This window comes from Polaribacter sp. MED152 (assembly GCF_000152945.2).
Taxonomy (GTDB): Bacteria; Bacteroidota; Bacteroidia; order Flavobacteriales; family Flavobacteriaceae; genus Polaribacter.
In genome coordinates this window covers 1,312,501-1,329,620 of sequence record NC_020830.1, presented here as the reverse complement: position 1 = coordinate 1,329,620, position 17,120 = coordinate 1,312,501, and the positions used below count along the sequence as shown (strand labels likewise).

Annotated in this window: 11 protein-coding genes and 1 rRNA gene (1 of these 12 running past the window's edge); 1 reads left to right on the top strand and 11 read right to left on the bottom strand. The window is 32.1% G+C overall.

From position 1 onward, the window contains the following. Positions 1–216 precede the first annotated feature (216 nt). From MED152_RS05875 to thrS, 11 genes are all read right to left on the bottom strand, one after another. On the bottom strand, positions 217–2,622 hold the full coding sequence (locus MED152_RS05875) for a glycoside hydrolase family 31 protein (protein WP_015480939.1): 2,406 nt from the start codon (positions 2,620–2,622) through the stop codon (positions 217–219). Between the two features lie 259 nt (positions 2,623–2,881). Next, positions 2,882–4,789, bottom strand: a complete 1,908-nt coding sequence (gene glgB / locus MED152_RS05865; protein ID WP_015480938.1) for a 1,4-alpha-glucan branching protein GlgB — start codon at positions 4,787–4,789, stop codon at positions 2,882–2,884. Positions 4,790–4,793: 4 nt separating this feature from the next. Beyond that, the gene (locus MED152_RS05860; protein ID WP_015480937.1) at positions 4,794–6,419 is read right to left on the bottom strand and encodes a hypothetical protein; all 1,626 of its coding nucleotides are present in this window, start codon (positions 6,417–6,419) and stop codon (positions 4,794–4,796) included. Positions 6,420–6,425: 6 nt separating this feature from the next. Next, a complete protein-coding gene (locus tag MED152_RS05855) occupies positions 6,426–8,363 on the bottom strand; it encodes an alpha-1,4-glucan--maltose-1-phosphate maltosyltransferase (protein ID WP_015480936.1) in 1,938 nt (645 codons plus the stop codon). Between the two features lie 28 nt (positions 8,364–8,391). Then, positions 8,392–9,660 (bottom strand): glucose-1-phosphate adenylyltransferase, encoded by a 1,269-nt coding sequence (locus tag MED152_RS05850; RefSeq protein ID WP_015480935.1) that lies wholly within the window; start codon positions 9,658–9,660, stop codon positions 8,392–8,394. A 6-nt stretch (positions 9,661–9,666) separates the two neighbouring features. Next, a complete protein-coding gene (glgA, locus tag MED152_RS05845) occupies positions 9,667–10,872 on the bottom strand; it encodes a glycogen synthase (RefSeq protein ID WP_015480934.1) in 1,206 nt (401 codons plus the stop codon). Positions 10,873–11,084: 212 nt separating this feature from the next. Beyond that, entirely contained in the window at positions 11,085–11,666 is a 582-nt protein-coding gene (locus MED152_RS05840) for a hypothetical protein (protein WP_015480933.1), read from the bottom strand. 80 nt (positions 11,667–11,746) lie between these two features. Further along, on the bottom strand, positions 11,747–12,091 hold the full coding sequence (gene rplT, locus MED152_RS05835) for a 50S ribosomal protein L20 (RefSeq protein ID WP_015480932.1): 345 nt from the start codon (positions 12,089–12,091) through the stop codon (positions 11,747–11,749). Between the two features lie 95 nt (positions 12,092–12,186). Beyond that, positions 12,187–12,384 (bottom strand): 50S ribosomal protein L35, encoded by a 198-nt coding sequence (gene rpmI, locus MED152_RS05830; protein WP_015480931.1) that lies wholly within the window; start codon positions 12,382–12,384, stop codon positions 12,187–12,189. Between the two features lie 118 nt (positions 12,385–12,502). Next, positions 12,503–13,000 (bottom strand): translation initiation factor IF-3, encoded by a 498-nt coding sequence (gene infC / locus MED152_RS05825; protein WP_148284800.1) that lies wholly within the window; start codon positions 12,998–13,000, stop codon positions 12,503–12,505. A gap of 131 nt (positions 13,001–13,131) precedes the next feature. Then, positions 13,132–15,075, bottom strand: coding sequence for a threonine--tRNA ligase (gene thrS / locus MED152_RS05820; RefSeq protein ID WP_015480929.1), 1,944 nt, complete (start codon positions 15,073–15,075; stop codon positions 13,132–13,134). A gap of 828 nt (positions 15,076–15,903) precedes the next feature. Here thrS and MED152_RS05815 point away from each other — a divergent pair. Further along, a 16S ribosomal RNA gene (locus MED152_RS05815) occupies positions 15,904–17,120 on the top strand; it runs 303 nt beyond the window's last position.

Below are 17,120 nucleotides of genomic sequence, written 5' to 3'. Positions count from 1 at the left end.
TGAAAAAAGCGAATAAAGAAAACTTTATCCGCTTTTTTTTCGCCAAAAAAATTACACAATAGTAAATTGGGGTATTTACTAATTATACATCAAAGGTATAGTTTTATAACATACGAAACAATCCCTATTTATAGTGATTTTGAAAAATCCCCATAAATAGGGAGAGGCCTCCCCATAAATAGGGAGGCCTCTCTTTTTACTTATTTTTTCTAATATTTATTCACCAAATAAATGCAATTCTGTAAACGTTTTATCTATGCTGATTGTTAGGTTTTTATCTTGTGAAATTTTAGTTAAATCAACTTCTACATTATCAATTTGTACAGAAGTTACTCTAAATGGTAAGTTGTGAATTACTATGTTAAAGTTTTTATAAGGGGCATCAAATTTACCTTCTTTGTGCTGATTTAGTATAAAATCGTTCTTTTTACCAGTAACTTTAAACGTTCTTAAACTGTATCTACCTTTCTTATAATCGTAACCATCATGTGCATCATCATATAATTTAGATTTTTCTTTACCAACTTTGTAATAAACATCTAAAGTAATTGCATCGAACTTCTTTTCACCTACATATTGTTGAACAGGATATTTAGGTATTACAGCTCCTTCTTTGATAAAAATTGGCATACTATCTAGATCTGCATCTACCCAAGACTCTTTTCCACCTTCTATAACTTCATCGTTCCAGAAATTATACCATTTACCTCTTGGTATATACATGCGTCTACCTTTGGCATTTGGCTCTTGAATAGGGCATACTAAAATGTGTTCTCCATAAATAAACTCATCACTTCTGTAATGGGTATGTACATCTTCTTGATCAAATAATACTAAAGATTTTAAAATTGGAGTTCCATTATTAATATGATTCCAAAAAGCAGTATATAAATAAGGTAATAGTTGATATCTTAATTCAACGAACTTTCTTACAATATCTGTAATCTCATCACCAAAAACCCAAGGTTCTTGATCTCCATGATCTCCTGAAGAATGTACTCTACAAAAGGCATGGAATACTCCTAATTGAATCCATCTTGCAAATAATTCGCCTTGTGGTTGTTCTGCAAAACCACCAATATCAGAACCTGCAAAAGAAAAACCAGACATTGCCATTCTTTGTGCTTGGTTATTGGCAATAGATAAATGCTCCCAAGTTGCAACATTATCACCCATCCAAGTTGAGGTATATCTTTGAGCGCCAGAATAAGCAGATCTTGTAATAACAAATGGTCTTTTTGGATATGCATATTTCTTTAAACCATGATAGGTTGCACGTGCCATTTGCGTTCCATAAATATTGTGTGCTTTTCTGTGAGAACAAGGATTACCATCATAATCATGTCTTACATCATTTGGAAAAGATTTGTTAGGTACATCCATTACAGCTGGCTCATTCATATCATTCCAAACACCTTTTACACCAATATCTTCTATTAGTTCTTTAAACAAACCAGACCACCATTCTCTAACTTCTGGTTTGGTATAATCTGGAAAATAACATTCTCCAGGCCAAACTTTACCTTTCATGTATGGGCCATCTGCTCTTTTACAGAAATAATCTTTATCTAAAGCTTCTTTAAAAACATCATATTCTAAATCAATTTTAATGCCTGGATCTATAATTACTACAGTTTTAAAACCATCATCCTCTAATTCTTTCACCATTCTTTTAGGATCTGGAAAATGATTTTTATCCCAAGTAAAACATCTAAAGCCATCCATATAATCAATATCTAAATAGATAGCATCACATGGTATTTGTAAATCTCTAAATGTCTTGGTAATTTGTTTTACATTACTTTCAGGATAATAACTCCATTTACATTGATGGAAACCTAATGCCCATAAAGGTGGCATTGCATGAGGTTTACCAGTTAAATCTGTATAATTTGCAACAACATCTTCCATTTTTGGCCCGTAAATGAAATAATAATTCATTTCACCTCCTTGAGCCCAGAAACTTGTTACGTTTCTTCTTTCTTGTGCAAAATCAAAATGAGTTTTAAAGGTATTGTCAAAGAAAATACCATAAGCTTTATTATTTTGAATAGCTGTATAAAAAGGAATGGCTTTATAAATAGGGTCTGTGTGTTTGCCAAACGCGTAAGAATCTGTAGCCCAGTTCTCAAAACGCTTACCTTTCATGTTTACTTCTACAGGCTTATCACCCAAACCATAAAAACTTTCTGCTTTTTGGCAAGTCTTACTCATTTTTACGATATCACCACCAAATTCATAGCTTTCTTCCCAATGAAAACCAATTTCATCTTCATTGATTAAACTCATATCTAAAGCATCAAATAAGCTTACTTGTAAACTTTCTTTTTCTACTTTACACACTAATTTAGAAGTTACTATAATATAATGTGTTTCATCTTCAGAAACATTTAAAAAATTATATCCTCTAGATGCGTGAATTGTTACTCCATAAGAAAAATCCTTTTCGAATTTACCTGTTGTTGAGTATCTAAAACGAATAACACTATCTCTAACCACTGTAACTTGTAGTACCACATTGTTTTTTGTAGTGAAATAAAGTGTGTCTACGTCTTTTTTGTATTTTATAATTTCGTTTGGAAATAAATTTCCTTTTTGTTCTAGTTCTGTATTTACAATCATAATATGTTTGGATTATGTTGATGGTATTTACGTGAAAAAAAACATTATTAAATGTAGAAATGCACCAATAAATAAACCATTGTTGGTTGTAAAAATATTGCTTATTTATTTAAAAATAAATAGAATAGCATTTCTTTTCCTTAAAAATGAGAGTTTTTTTGAAGTCGCAATTATAACTTGTTTTGGTTATGAAGAATGCAATAAAACCACTTTTAATTGATATTGTTCTAAAACTATTTCAATAAAAAAGTGGACTATTTTATTTGTATTTAAATGCAAGCATAGCTAGAGGAGGCAAGTTAATGGCAATTGAGTTTTCTCTACCATTCCATTCTTTAGCGTCTGAAGTTAAATTACTTGTTTCAAAATCTCCTGTACCATTGTATTTTTTTGCATCACTATTAAAGACCTCTATAAGAGTCCCCTTTTTTGGCAAACCTATTCTATAGTCATTTCTAGGAATTGGTGTAAAGTTTAAAATAACTAGTAGATTATCTTTTTCTTTATTACCTTTTCTAACATAAGTCATAACAGAGTTTTGATGATCTGAATGATCTATCCACTCAAAACCTTCATGACTGAATTGTTTTTCGAATAAGGCAGGTTCTGTTTTGTATAGCTTGTTTAAATCTTTTACTAGGGTTTGAGCACCTTTATGCACCTCATAATTTAGTAAATGCCAGTCTAAACTACCTTCAAAATTCCATTCTGAAGTTTGACCAAATTCACCCCCTTGAAATAATAATTTGGTTCCAGGATGTGTGTACATAAAACTATAAAGTAAACGAAGATTTGCAAACTTTTGCCATTCATCTCCTGGCATTTTATCTACAATAGAATTTTTACCATATACTACTTCATCATGTGAAAGAGGAAGCATAAAATTTTCTGAGAAGGCATAATTTAACCCAAAAGTTAATTCATTTTGATGATGTTTTCTGTAAATAGGTTCTTTCTGAAAGTAGCCTAAAGTATCGTGCATCCAACCCATCATCCATTTCATACCAAAGCCTAATCCACCATCATAAATTGGTCTGGAAACTTTTGGAAAAGAAGTAGATTCTTCTGCAATGGTTTGTACATCTGGAAAAGCTTCATAGACTGCAGCATTCATATCCTTTATAAAATCTATAGCCTCTAAATATTCTCTTCCTCCATAAATATTTGGTTCCCATTGGCCCTCTTCTCTAGAATAATCTAAAAATAACATTGATGCTACTGCATCTACTCTTAAACCATCTGCATGATAATGATCTAACCAAAAGATAGCATTACTAATTAAAAAAGCCTTTATTTCATTTCTACCATAATTAAAAATTAAACTTTTCCAATCTTGATGATAGCCTTTTCTTCTATCTGGATGTTCGTATAAATGAGACCCATCAAAAAAGCCTAAACCATGATCATCTGAAGGAAAGTGAGAGGGAACCCAATCCAATAATACTCCAATTCCATTTTCGTGAAAAGTGTCTACCAATTGTTTAAATTCATCTGGATATCCAAAACGTGAAGTGGGTGCAAAATAACCTGTGAGTTGATATCCCCAACTTGGATCGTAAGGATATTCCATAATTGGCATAAATTCTACATGAGTAAAATTCATCTCTTTTACATAGGCAACTAGTTCATCTGCTAGCTCTATATAACTTAAAAATCTATTCTCTTCTACTTGTTTTTTCCAAGAGCCTAAGTGAACTTCATAAACAGAAAATGGTGCGTCTAATGCATTGTTTTTCTTTCTGTTCTGCATCCAATTTTTATCTTTCCATTGGTAATTATCATCCCAAACTTGCGATGCAGTTTTAGGAGGATGTTCACATCTTCTTGCAAATGGATCTGCTTTTTCTGTTCTTGTATTGTTGTCAGAATTTTCTATTCTATATTTATAAGTAGCACCTTTTTGTACACCTGGTATAAAGCCTTCCCAAATTCCACTACCATCCCATCTTACATTTAATTGATGCTCATCTCCCAACCAATAGTTGAAATCACCAATAACAGAAACCATTTTTGCACTTGGAGCCCAAACAGCAAAATAAGTACCTACTTCATTATCAACAGTGATAATGTGCGATCCAAATTTTTCGTATAATCTATAATGTTTACCAGCCTTAAAAAGATCTATATCAAATTCTGTGAAAAGACTGTGTACTTTTGTTTTTGCCATAATTTTATGAATTCATAATGTTTGCAATACCTTTTAACGGAATTATAGTCCATTTTGGTCTTGAATTGAGTTCATAACCTAACTCGTAAATTGCTTTTTCTAATAAACAATATTCTAATAAAAATCTGCGTTCGTGTCTGTAGCCAATAGAAAGGTTATTTTCTTGTGTGACAGCTCTATAGGTTTCTAAAAATACAGCTACAAAATATTTATAAAGTAATTCTGCAAATTTAAAAAGTGTTTCTTTTTCTAATTTATATTCATCTTGATGATTAAATATTGTAGAATAAATTGCATAATGAAAAGAACGAAATAAACCTGCAACATCTTTTAATGGTGGTTGTTTTACTTTTCGATCTCTAATAGTACTTTCTGGTTCACCTTCAAAATCTAGAATACAAAAATCATCATCTTGAACAAGAATTTGCCCTAAGTGATAATCTCCATGAATTCGAATACGTTCTCCCTTTAACTTGGTCCAATCAAAATTGACCAATCGTTTTCTAATATTGTTCTTATTTTCTAGAAACTCTTTAGCCAATTCTAAAGAATAGCCTTCTAATTTATGTAGGTTATTTTCTGTTAAGTTTAGTCTATTTTGAAATTGATACGTCAATCTATTTTTTAACCAAACTGTGTAATCGCCATTAAAACGAGTAGGAGTAAAGGAGGTGTCTTCAAACTCTGAGCCCAAAGCAATATGCATTTCTGCAGTTCTTTGCGCAAGAAGTTTAACCTTAGATAGTAGTTTTAGACCAATCCAATCTATGATTTCTGGAGCAACATCAGAAATTTTAGTTCTGCTAAACATTTCAATATCTGGTAAATCTTTAAAAGAAATTTCTTTATAATCTATGGTTTTATAAATTTTATGAATTTCTTTTAAAAAATACTCCCAAGCATCACCTTTATTAGGAACCATTTCTTGCATTAGACCAATAGTAATATTAGTATTTTCAGAATCAATAATATTTATACTGCCTAAATATTTTGGAGTATGTCTAAATTCTTTTCTGTGTGATAAAAATCGGCTCATTTCATAATCAGGATTTTTATCTGCATAAATTCTTCTAAAGAATTTTAAAATATAATTGTCATTATAAATTATAGAAGTATTGCTTTGTTCTGCCCCTAAAAATTTTGATGACTTGTATTCAGGAAATTCAAAACCTTCAGTTTTATGGTATTGAACTGGAGTTTTATCTATAGGTAAAGCGTTTTTAATTCTTTGGTAAACCACTTTTCTAAAGGATTCTAAATGCATAGCATCAATAATAAATCCTTTTTGATTTTTTAATTGAATAGGTAAAATTTTACTTTCAGTGGCAAACTTTTCATCAGAAACAAAAGATATTGGTAAGAAGTAATGATGATAAAATGCTTCAACAAAATTTACCTCGATAATTAAACCAAAATAGACTTCATCATTTTGTTGAATTCTAAAGTATTCACTTAATTCTATATATTTTAACCTACTAGATTTACCTCCATACCAACGTTGTTTTTGGATGTAATCTTCTAAAACATCAGACAAGAAAACAGCAACAAAATCTTTATCCTCAATAAGTTCTTCCCATGTATTTGTAGAGGAGAATAAGGAAGTTTTTGTTTTAGCAGCTGTTTTACTCATATGTTTTTATTTGTTGATTTTAAAGATGTGAAATGGTAAATTTGGATGTAATTCTATATAATTCCATTCATTGTACCAATTGTAAGAATTACCAGTCACCAAATCTTTTACTTCAATTTTCTGACCATGATGAATGCCTAAATCTTGCATTGGTAATTGTACAGAACCAGTTTGTGAATGATGTGCATCTAAACTAATTACTGTAATTGTTTCGTTAGTTTTCTCTAAATCCCATTTGTAAAATGCAATTAATTGATCATTTCCAGTCTCAAGAAATTTAATATTATTCGTTTGTTGTAAAGAAGATTGTTCTTTACGAATGTGATTAACTTTAGAAATAATTGTTGTTACGTTATTTTCTATAGACCAATCGTAATGACAAAGTTGAAATTTCTCTGACATGTAATATTCTTCTTTACCCACAATTGGTGTATCTATCATTTGTTCAAATACAGGTCCATAAATTCCGATGTTGGAACTTAAAGTTGCAGCCAAAGCATACCTTTGAATGTATTTAGATTCTGTTGCACCCTGTAAATGAAAAGGATTAATATCTGGAGTATTTGGCCAAAAGTTAGGCCTCATATATTCTTTTTGATCTGTTTGGGTTAATTCGTTCATGTACTCTATAAGTTCATGTTTAGAATCTCTCCAAGTAAAATAGGTGTAAGATTGTGTGTAACCTCGTTTGGCCAATTGATGCATAACTTTTGGTTTCGTAAATGCTTCCGCTAAAAAGATTACATCTGGATGTTTTGCTTTTACTTGATCAATAATCCAGCCCCAGAAATAATATGGTTTTGTATGAGGATTATCTACTCTAAATACGTTTATACCACAATCTATCCAATAGAAAAGCGTGTCTAAACACTCTTTCCATAGGTTTTTAAAATCTTTACTTTCCCAATAAATTGGTAAAATATCTTGGTATTTTTTAGGTGGATTTTCTGCATATTGTACAGTACCATCTGGTCTCCACTTAAACCAATCTGGATGTTCTTTTACCCAAGGATGATCTGGTGCAGCTTGCAAAGCATAGTCCATAGCTATTTCAATACCTAACGATTTTGCTTCTGTAACTAATTTTTTAAAGTCTTCTAAAGAACCTAATTCTGGATGAATGTCTTTATGACCTCCATGTTTAGAACCAATTCCCCAAGTGGAGCCAACATCGCCTTCTAAAGCGTTGGTAGTATTGTTTTTACCTTTTCTGTTTACTTCGCCTATGGGGTGGATAGGAGGAAAGTACAACGTATCAAAGCCCATATTTGCAATTCTTGGAAGCAATCTGTGGCAGTCTGAGAATGTACCATGTTTACCTTCAATTTCTGATGAAGATCGAGGAAAAAACTCATACCAAGTAGAAAATCGAGCTTTCTCTCTATCTACATAAACCTTTAATTCTTTTGAAGTGTGAGTTAAAAACTTTTCTGGAAATGCTATAAAAATAGCTTTCAATTTATCTGAGGTAGCTTCTTGTATTGCCTCATTATAATCTTCATTATTTCCAAAGATTTTTTTAAGGTGATTTATGTACTCTTTTTCATCTTTACTCAGCTTGCCTTTTAAATTATCTAATAATTCAGCACCTTCTAATAATTCTGAACTTACGTGTTGATGATCATCAATTTTGCGTTCAATTCCATGTTGCCAATTTAATGCATAGTCTACCCAACCTTGTAATTTGTATGAATAAAATCCTTGTTTTGAAGTGATGAAACTCGCTGAATAGCCATCATTTCCTAAATCTTGCATTCTAGTTTCAGACCACTTCTTTTCTGACTCATGTTTGTACATAACACTTGCTTGTAACACATCATGGCCATCTACTAAGACATCTGCAGTAATGTTTACAATTTCGTTTACAACTCGTTTTATATAAATAGTACCACAATTTAACTGTGGTGCAATATTTTCTATGACAATTCTACTTTGATTTTGCATGAAAAAGCTAATTCAGTTATTTAATTTTTTAACCTATGATTGTTCCTTTAGGAATGGTTGCATCTTTTTTGATGACAACAATACCTTCTTTAACCATGTATGTATCTGTTTCTACATCTTTAATATGGCTACCTCCATTGATGCGAACATCATCTCCAATTCTACTGTTTCTATCTACAATACAATTATGAATGTAGCATCGATCTCCAATACCCATCATGATATCTACCTTATTTTTTTCTATATCTTCTAAAGATTCGTAGAAGTCATTACCCATCATATATGTATTAGAAATCAGCGAATTTTTACCAATTCTAGATCTAATTCCAATTACTGAGCGTTCAATTTTTTCAGCATGAATAATACAGCCATCTGCAACTAATGCTTTATTTAAAATTGTACCCGATAATTTTGATGTAGGTAAAATTCTGGCTCTTGTATAAATGCTTTTTTTATCATCATATAAATTGAATTTTGGTACATCATCTGTTAAACCCAAGTTGGCTTCAAAGAAAGAATCGATGTTTCCAATATCCGTCCAATATCCTTCATATTGATAACTAAGCGTTTTATGTTCTTGAATGGCTTGTGGTATAATTTCTTTACCAAAATCATTGGTGTCTGGGTTGTCCATCAACTTTTTTAACAAGTCTCTATTAAAAATGTAAATACCCATAGATGCTAAGTAATCTCTGCCTTCTGCTTTCATGGCATCACCTACATCTGAAGTCCAATCAGGAAGTAGTTTTGCATCTGGTTTTTCTATAAACGAGGTAATTATATTATCGTCATTTGTTTTTAAAATACCAAAAGAGGTAGCATCTTTTGCGTTTACTGGATAGGTTGCAATGGTTATTTCTGAGCCACTTTCTTCGTGTTTCTTGATCATATCGTTAAAATCCATTTGATACAATTGATCTCCAGAAAGTATTAATGCATATTCAAAATCATTAGATAAAAAATGATGCATACTTTGCCTTACAGCATCTGCTGTACCTTGAAACCATTTATCACTCATTATAGTTTGTTCAGCAGCTAAAACATCTACAAAAGCAGAACTAAAAAAACTAAAATGAAAGGTATTTGTGATATGTTTATTTAATGAAGCCGAATTAAATTGAGTTAAAACGTACATTCTTTTTATATCTGAATTGATACAATTAGATATTGGGATATCTACTAATCTGTATTTACCAGCAATTGGTACTGCAGGTTTAGATCTGTCTTTTGTTAAAGGATACAATCTAGAGCCTTGTCCTCCTCCTAAAATAATACCAAGTACTTTATTGTTTATCATTTCAATTTATTTTTTTAATGTTTTATATAATGCTTCTACTTGTTTTGCTATTGCTATCCAGTCAAAATATTGTTCTACTCTTTGCCTACCATTTGTAGCCATAGATTCTCTTAACGCTTCGTTGTTAATAAGCGAATTAATGCCTTCTGCCAAATCTTTAGAGAATTTATCTGGATTCACGGGTTCAAAAGGTGCAGAAGTTTGCTGCTCAACAGGAATCAATAATCCAGTTTCATTATGCACAACCACTTCTTTTATACCACCAACAGCACTTGCAACTACTGCTGTATTGCAAGCCATTGCTTCAATATTTATAATTCCAAAAGGTTCATAGATTGATGGACAACAGAATACTGATGCATGAGAATACAATTGTATGATCTCTTTTTTGGTAACCATTTTATCTATCCAAATAACATTTTTACGAGTTTTCTGAACTTCATTAACAGCAATCTCCATTTCTTCTCCAATTTCTTTTGTGTCTGGAGCACCAGCACAAAGTACAATTTGAGTATCTGGATCTATATATTTTATGGCATTAACCAAATGTATAATTCCTTTTTGTCTAGTAATTCTTCCCACAAAAAGCACATAAGGTTTTGTTTTGTCTATTTGATATTCGTCTAAGGTATCTGTTGCTGAAGTAGTAACATATTCTTGTAAATTGATACCATTATAAATTACTTTTACCTTGTCTTCATCAACATTAAAATGTTTTAGCACATCTTCTTTAGTTTCTTCTGAAACTGCTATTAATGCATCTGCCATTTCAATTGCCGTTTTTTCTATCCAAGAAGATGCATCATAACCATTGCCTAACTGTTCTCTTTTCCAAGGACGAAGTGGCTCTAAAGAATGCGTTGTAATTACTAATGGAATGCCATAACAAAGTTTAGCAACAATACCTGCAAAATGAGCATACCAAGTATGGCAATGCACAACATCTGCATTTATTGCATTAGCGTTCATTTTTAAATTGGTGCTAAGCGTTTGAAAAACTGCTTTTAATTTTGGGTCTGAATTATCGAAAAGTGGATTTTCGTAAGGAAAACCCTTTACATTTAAGTTAGTTTGATGCTCATCTTGATCTCCAAAACAACGCACATCAACTTGCATCAATTTTGCTAATTCTTCTGCTAAATATTCTACATGAACACCTGCACCACCATAGACATAAGGTGGAAATTCTCTTGTAAAAAAAAGGGCTTTCATAAAGGTAAAATAGTTTTTTAAGTGTTAGCTGATTTACGACCCTTAAGATAGGTAAATACTAATTAACTAACGAAAAAACTTTTACCATTTAACAGATTATAATAAAATTATGATACTGATAAATTTGTGATATAATTGATGACAATTGGTGAGTAATTATCATCAAAATTAAAAATGAGTAACGAATTTTTTAAGCAAACAAGAGCTATGCTTTAGCTATTTCTTTGTTTGTTAATTTCGTCTTGTAATTGTCTTCTTAATTTTTGCTCTCTTTCTAAAGATTTTTTACGATGATTTTCAAAATCTTCTTCTACAGTTTCTAAGTTTTCTTTAGCTTCTTTTGTTAATACATGGCTTCTTGTAAATTTAAACACAAAAAACGCTAAGCTCAATGCAAGTATGATAATAATAAGCCAAAGTACAAGGTTGTAAGTAACTTTACTAACCTGAAGCCCTAAAAGAGAAATTGAATTTTCTTTAATTAAAGCTGCCTCTAATTCTTGTTTCGTTTTTTCTAATTCAGCATTTAATTTTTCGATACTATCTCTTTCAGACTTTAGTAAAATGTCTTTTTGAGAAATTACTTTTTCAGACATTTGTAAAGAATCTAAAACATTAGCTTTTAACGTTTCATATTTATCTTTAGAAATTACTTTGTATACTTGATAAGTAGTAGAAGTTCTATATATTTTATCAAACTGACCCTTTATAGAATTATCTTCCTTGATTTCTTCCTGAGCAAAGGTTGTAATACTTGTAATTAATAATAGTAATGTTATTATTTTAGATTTCATTCGGTATACTTTAAAATGTAAATGTATTAAAAAAACCCAAACGTAACGTTTGGGTTTTTGTTATAAGCAAGTATTATTATTTATTTGATTTTCTCTACAACTGCCTTAAAAGCGTCTGGATTGTTAACTGCTAAATCTGCTAAAACTTTACGATTTAGCTGAATGTTATTAGCTTTAACTTTACCCATAAACTGTGAGTAAGACATTCCGTTTAAACGAGCTGCAGCGTTAATACGCGTTATCCATAAAGAACGGAAGTTTCTCTTATTGTTTTTACGGTCTCTATATGCATAAAGCATACCTTTTTCCACCGCATTTTTTGCTACTGTGTAAACGTTTTTTCTACGTCCAAAGTAACCTTTTGCTGCCTTCAAGATTTTTTTTCTTCTATTTCTTGAGGCTACTGAATTTACTGATCTTGGCATAATTTCAATGTGTTTTGTAGTAGGCGATTCTGTTAAGAATACTTCTATTTAAGCCTAACTCCATGGTTAATAATTAAATTCCCTGGTTAAACTAGTTATTTTAAGTTTAACATTTGCTTAATGCTAGGCTCATCAGACTTGTGTACTAAAGTGTCATGAGTTAGCTTTAATTTACGTTTTTTAGACTTCTTTGTTAAGATGTGACTTTTAAACGCGTGCTTTCTTTTGATTTTACCAGTACCTGTAACTTTAAATCGTTTTTTGGCACTAGATTTTGTTTTCATTTTAGGCATTTCTCCTTCGTTTTAACTTGCTTAATATTGTTTTTCTTAATTCTTAAAGACTCAAAAAGTTTAAAAGCTTATTTTACTAAACTTTTAAACTCTAAATCTTTAGTTCTTTTAAGAACTTTTATTTTGATTTTTTAGGAGCAATAAACATAATCATACGTTTACCTTCTAATTTTGGTAATTGCTCTACTTTACCATATTCTTCTAATTCTTGAGCTAATTTTAATAATAAAATTTGACCCTGTTCTTTAAAGATGATTGAACGTCCTTTAAAGAATACGAATGCTTTTAACTTAGCTCCATCTTGCAAGAACTTTATGGCATGTTTCTTTTTAAATTCATAATCATGCTCATCAGTCTGAGGTCCAAAACGTATTTCCTTAATGGTAACTTTGGTTGCTTTAGATTTTAAAGCTTTTTCACGTTTTTTCTGCTCATACAAGAACTTCTTGTAATCAATAATTTTACAAACAGGAGGTTTAGCTTTAGGCGATATCTCTACTAAATCTAATTCTTGTTCTCTTGCCATCTCTTTAGCTTTTGCTAAAGGATATACACCAACTTCTACGTTGTCTCCAACCACACGAACTTCATCAACATATTTAATTTTGTCGTTTATTCTGTGTTGATCTTCTTTGATTACTCTTAATGGTCTCCTAGACCTGCTTCTTCTAATTGCTATGACTTATAATTTTAAATTTAACGTATAACTGTTCTCCAGTCTTTTATTTTTTATGATGAAATTCAAATTTACTTAAATTTCTTTAATGTTTTACTTTCTTCTTCTTTTATTAAAGATTTAAATTCTTCAATAGTAAAGGTTCCAATATCACCTTCTCCATGTTTTCTTACAGAAACTGTGCCATCTTGTTCTTCTTTTTCACCTACAATTACCATAAATGGTATTTTGCTTACTTCTGCATCTCGTATTTTACGTCCGGTTTTTTCACTTCTGTCGTCTACGAGGGCGCGAATTTCGGAATTTTCTAACGATTCTAAAACTTTTTCGGTATATTTTTGATATTTATCGCTGATTGGCAGTATAATAACTTGCTCTGGAGTTAACCAAAGAGGGAAATTTCCTCCTGTATGTTCTAGTAGAACAGCAATAAAACGCTCCATAGAGCCAAATGGTGCTCTGTGAATCATTACTGGTCTATGAGATTGGTTGTCAGAACCTGTATAAGTTAGGTCAAAACGTTTTGGTAAATTGTAATCTACTTGAATAGTACCTAATTGCCAGCTTCTACCTAAGGCATCTTTTACCATAAAGTCTAACTTAGGACCGTAAAATGCAGCTTCACCTTCTTCTATTACGTAGTCTAAGCCTTTATCTTTTGCTGCAGAGATAATTGCATTTTCTGCAATTTCCCAAGTTTCAACATCACCTATGTATTTATCTAGATTTTCCATATCTCTTATAGAGACCTGAGCTGTAAAATCTTCAAAACCTAAAGAACCAAATACATAAAGAACTAAATCGATTACTTCTTTAAACTCTTGATCTAATTGTTCTGGTGTACAGAAAATATGAGCATCATCTTGCGTAAAACCTCTAACTCTTGTTAATCCATGCAACTCTCCACTTTGTTCATACCTATATACTGTACCAAATTCTGCAAAACGTTTTGGTAAATCTTTATATGAGTAAGGTTTAAAGTTGTAAACTTCACAGTGATGAGGACAGTTCATAGGTTTTAATAAAAACTCTTCATCCATCTTAGGTGTTTTTATTGCCTGGAAACTATCTTCTCCATACTTTTCATAATGACCTGAGGTTACATAAAGTTCTTTTTGACCAATATGTGGTGTCATCACCATTTCGTAACCTGCTTTTTTCTGAGCAGCTTTTAAGAAGTTTTGTAAACGTTCACGCAAAGCAGCTCCTTTTGGCAACCATAAAGGTAAACCTGCTCCAACTTTTTGAGAGAATGTAAATAATTCTAATTCTTTACCAAGTTTTCTGTGGTCTCGTTTTTTTGCTTCCTCTAATAATTCTAGATATTCAGTTAGCATTTTTTGTTTTGGGAAACTAATTCCGTAAACACGTGTTAACTGATTGTTTTTTTCATCACCTCTCCAATAAGCACCAGCAACATTCATTATTTTAATTGCCTTTATAATACCTGTATTTGGTATGTGGCCTCCTCTACATAAATCTGTAAAGTTGCTATGATCGCAAAATGTAATATCACCATCAGTTAAGTTTTCTATTAACTCAACTTTATATGGATTGTTTTCTGCTTTATATAACGAAAGAGCATCAGCTTTAGAAACTTCTCTCATTTTAAATTCATGTTTTCCTCTGGCAATTTCTAAAAACTTCTTTTCAATAGCAGAAAAGTCTTTTTCAGAAATCGTCTCATCACCTAAGTCTAAATCGTAATAGAAACCATTATCAATTGCAGGTCCTATGGTCAATTTTGCATTTGGATGAAAACTTAAAATTGCCTCTGCTAAAACGTGAGCAGAAGAGTGCCAAAATGCTTTTTTACCTTCATCATCATTAAAAGTATATAAAACCAAAGATCCATCCGTTTTTAATGGAGTAGTTGTTTCTAGTGTTGTACCATTAAAACTAGCTGAAATAATATTTCTAGCTAAACCTTCACTAATACTTTTAGCTACATCAAAAGGAGTACTGTTTTTTTCGAACTCCTTTACACTTCCATCTGGTAAAGTAATCTTAATCATTTAATATATATAGTTTGAGGCGCAAAGATATTAGAAAACAATTTTTCCTACAATATATATGTATACTTATATTAATGTCAAGTTCCTCATTTATTATGATTTTTTAGAATTCCAACAATATCATACTAAAAGTGTGTTTCAGTTTGCTACATATATAATGATGATTTAATTCTATATGATGATCATTGATTAAAAATTCAATAATTTTTTCAATTTTTTTGATGTTGTAAGTTTCATGTTTAGAGAGATTTGTGATTTGGGTTTAAAAAGATTTATAATTTTTATCAAGAAATAGTTGTGGGAATAGAAATGAGTTGTATATTTGCACCCGCTAACGGAAATATGAGTATGTTAGTTTAGTTCATTAAGATGTTGTTTTTGGGGTTTAGTTTAAAGGATTCTGGTTTTTGATTTAGGATGGAATTTTTTTCATTTTTAATTAGGTTTGTAAGGTTATTTAATAGTATCTTTGCAGTCCGATTTTTTCGGGAAAAAAGTTCAGTTTTTTAGGGGTTAAAAAATAAATTTAATTTTTTTTATTTTTTTATTGTCAGAATAAAAATAGTTTCTATATTTGCACCCGCTAACAAAAACAGCGAAAAAGTTCAGAGAGATTTTGGAATAAGATTTAACAATTTTAGATAGTTCGATTCTATCATTTCTACAAAGTTTGATATTAAGATTAGGTTGAGAGATATTTAGTTTTTAGTTCAAATAAGTTCATTGAAAATATTGAAATTGACAGCGTAAACAAAGAGTAGAATAACCACATTAGTTTAGATTAATGTAATTCTTTTGAAACTTATTCATTCATATTATTTAAAATATACAATGAAGAGTTTGATCCTGGCTCAGGATGAACGCTAGCGGCAGGCTTAACACATGCAAGTCGAGGGGTAACATTAGTGCTTGCACTAGATGACGACCGGCGCACGGGTGCGTAACGCGTATAGAATCTACCTTTTACAGGGGGATAGCCTTTAGAAATGAAGATTAATATCCCATAGTATTGCGAAGTGGCATCACTTTGTAATTAAAGATTTATCGGTAAAAGATGACTATGCGTCCTATTAGTTAGTTGGTAAGGTAACGGCTTACCAAGACTTCGATAGGTAGGGGTCCTGAGAGGGAGATCCCCCACACTGGTACTGAGACACGGACCAGACTCCTACGGGAGGCAGCAGTGAGGAATATTGGGCAATGGAGGTAACTCTGACCCAGCCATGCCGCGTGCAGGAAGACTGCCCTATGGGTTGTAAACTGCTTTTATACAGGAAGAAACACTGCTACGTGTAGCAGCTTGACGGTACTGTAAGAATAAGGACCGGCTAACTCCGTGCCAGCAGCCGCGGTAATACGGAGGGTCCGAGCGTTATCCGGAATCATTGGGTTTAAAGGGTCCGCAGGCGGTCAATTAAGTCAGAGGTGAAATCCCATAGCTTAACTATGGAACTGCCTTTGATACTGGTTGACTTGAGTCATATGGAAGTAGATAGAATGTGTAGTGTAGCGGTGAAATGCATAGATATTACACAGAATACCGATTGCGAAGGCAGTCTACTACGTATGTACTGACGCTCATGGACGAAAGCGTGGGGAGCGAACAGGATTAGATACCCTGGTAGTCCACGCCGTAAACGATGGACACTAGTTGTTGGGCATTAGCTCAGTGACTAAGCGAAAGTGATAAGTGTCCCACCTGGGGAGTACGATCGCAAGATTGAAACTCAAAGGAATTGACGGGGGCCCGCACAAGCGGTGGAGCATGTGGTTTAATTCGATGATACGCGAGGAACCTTACCAGGGCTTAAATGTAGTATGACAGGTTTAGAGATAGACTTTTCTTCGGACATATTACAAGGTGCTGCATGGTTGTCGTCAGCTCGTGCCGTGAGGTGTCAGGTTAAGTCCTATAACGAGCGCAACCCTTGTCGTTAGTTGCCAGCATGTAAAGATGGGGACTCTAACGAGACTGCCGGTGCAAACCGAGAGGAAGGTGGGGATGACGTCAAATCATCACGGCCCTTACGTCCTGGGCCACACAC

Coding starts and splice junctions, on each gene's coding strand:
- MED152_RS05850 (WP_015480935.1), bottom strand. CDS start 9,660: ATGATAAACAATAAAGTACTTGGTATTATTTTAGGAGGAGGACAAGGC.
- MED152_RS05840 (WP_015480933.1), bottom strand. CDS start 11,666: ATGAAATCTAAAATAATAACATTACTATTATTAATTACAAGTATTACA.
- rpmI (WP_015480931.1), bottom strand. CDS start 12,384: ATGCCTAAAATGAAAACAAAATCTAGTGCCAAAAAACGATTTAAAGTT.
- MED152_RS05855 (WP_015480936.1), bottom strand. CDS start 8,363: ATGCAAAATCAAAGTAGAATTGTCATAGAAAATATTGCACCACAGTTA.
- MED152_RS05875 (WP_015480939.1), bottom strand. CDS start 2,622: ATGATTGTAAATACAGAACTAGAACAAAAAGGAAATTTATTTCCAAAC.
- MED152_RS05860 (WP_015480937.1), bottom strand. CDS start 6,419: ATGAGTAAAACAGCTGCTAAAACAAAAACTTCCTTATTCTCCTCTACA.
- glgB (WP_015480938.1), bottom strand. CDS start 4,789: ATGGCAAAAACAAAAGTACACAGTCTTTTCACAGAATTTGATATAGAT.
- rplT (WP_015480932.1), bottom strand. CDS start 12,091: ATGCCAAGATCAGTAAATTCAGTAGCCTCAAGAAATAGAAGAAAAAAA.
- thrS (WP_015480929.1), bottom strand. CDS start 15,075: ATGATTAAGATTACTTTACCAGATGGAAGTGTAAAGGAGTTCGAAAAA.
- glgA (WP_015480934.1), bottom strand. CDS start 10,872: ATGAAAGCCCTTTTTTTTACAAGAGAATTTCCACCTTATGTCTATGGT.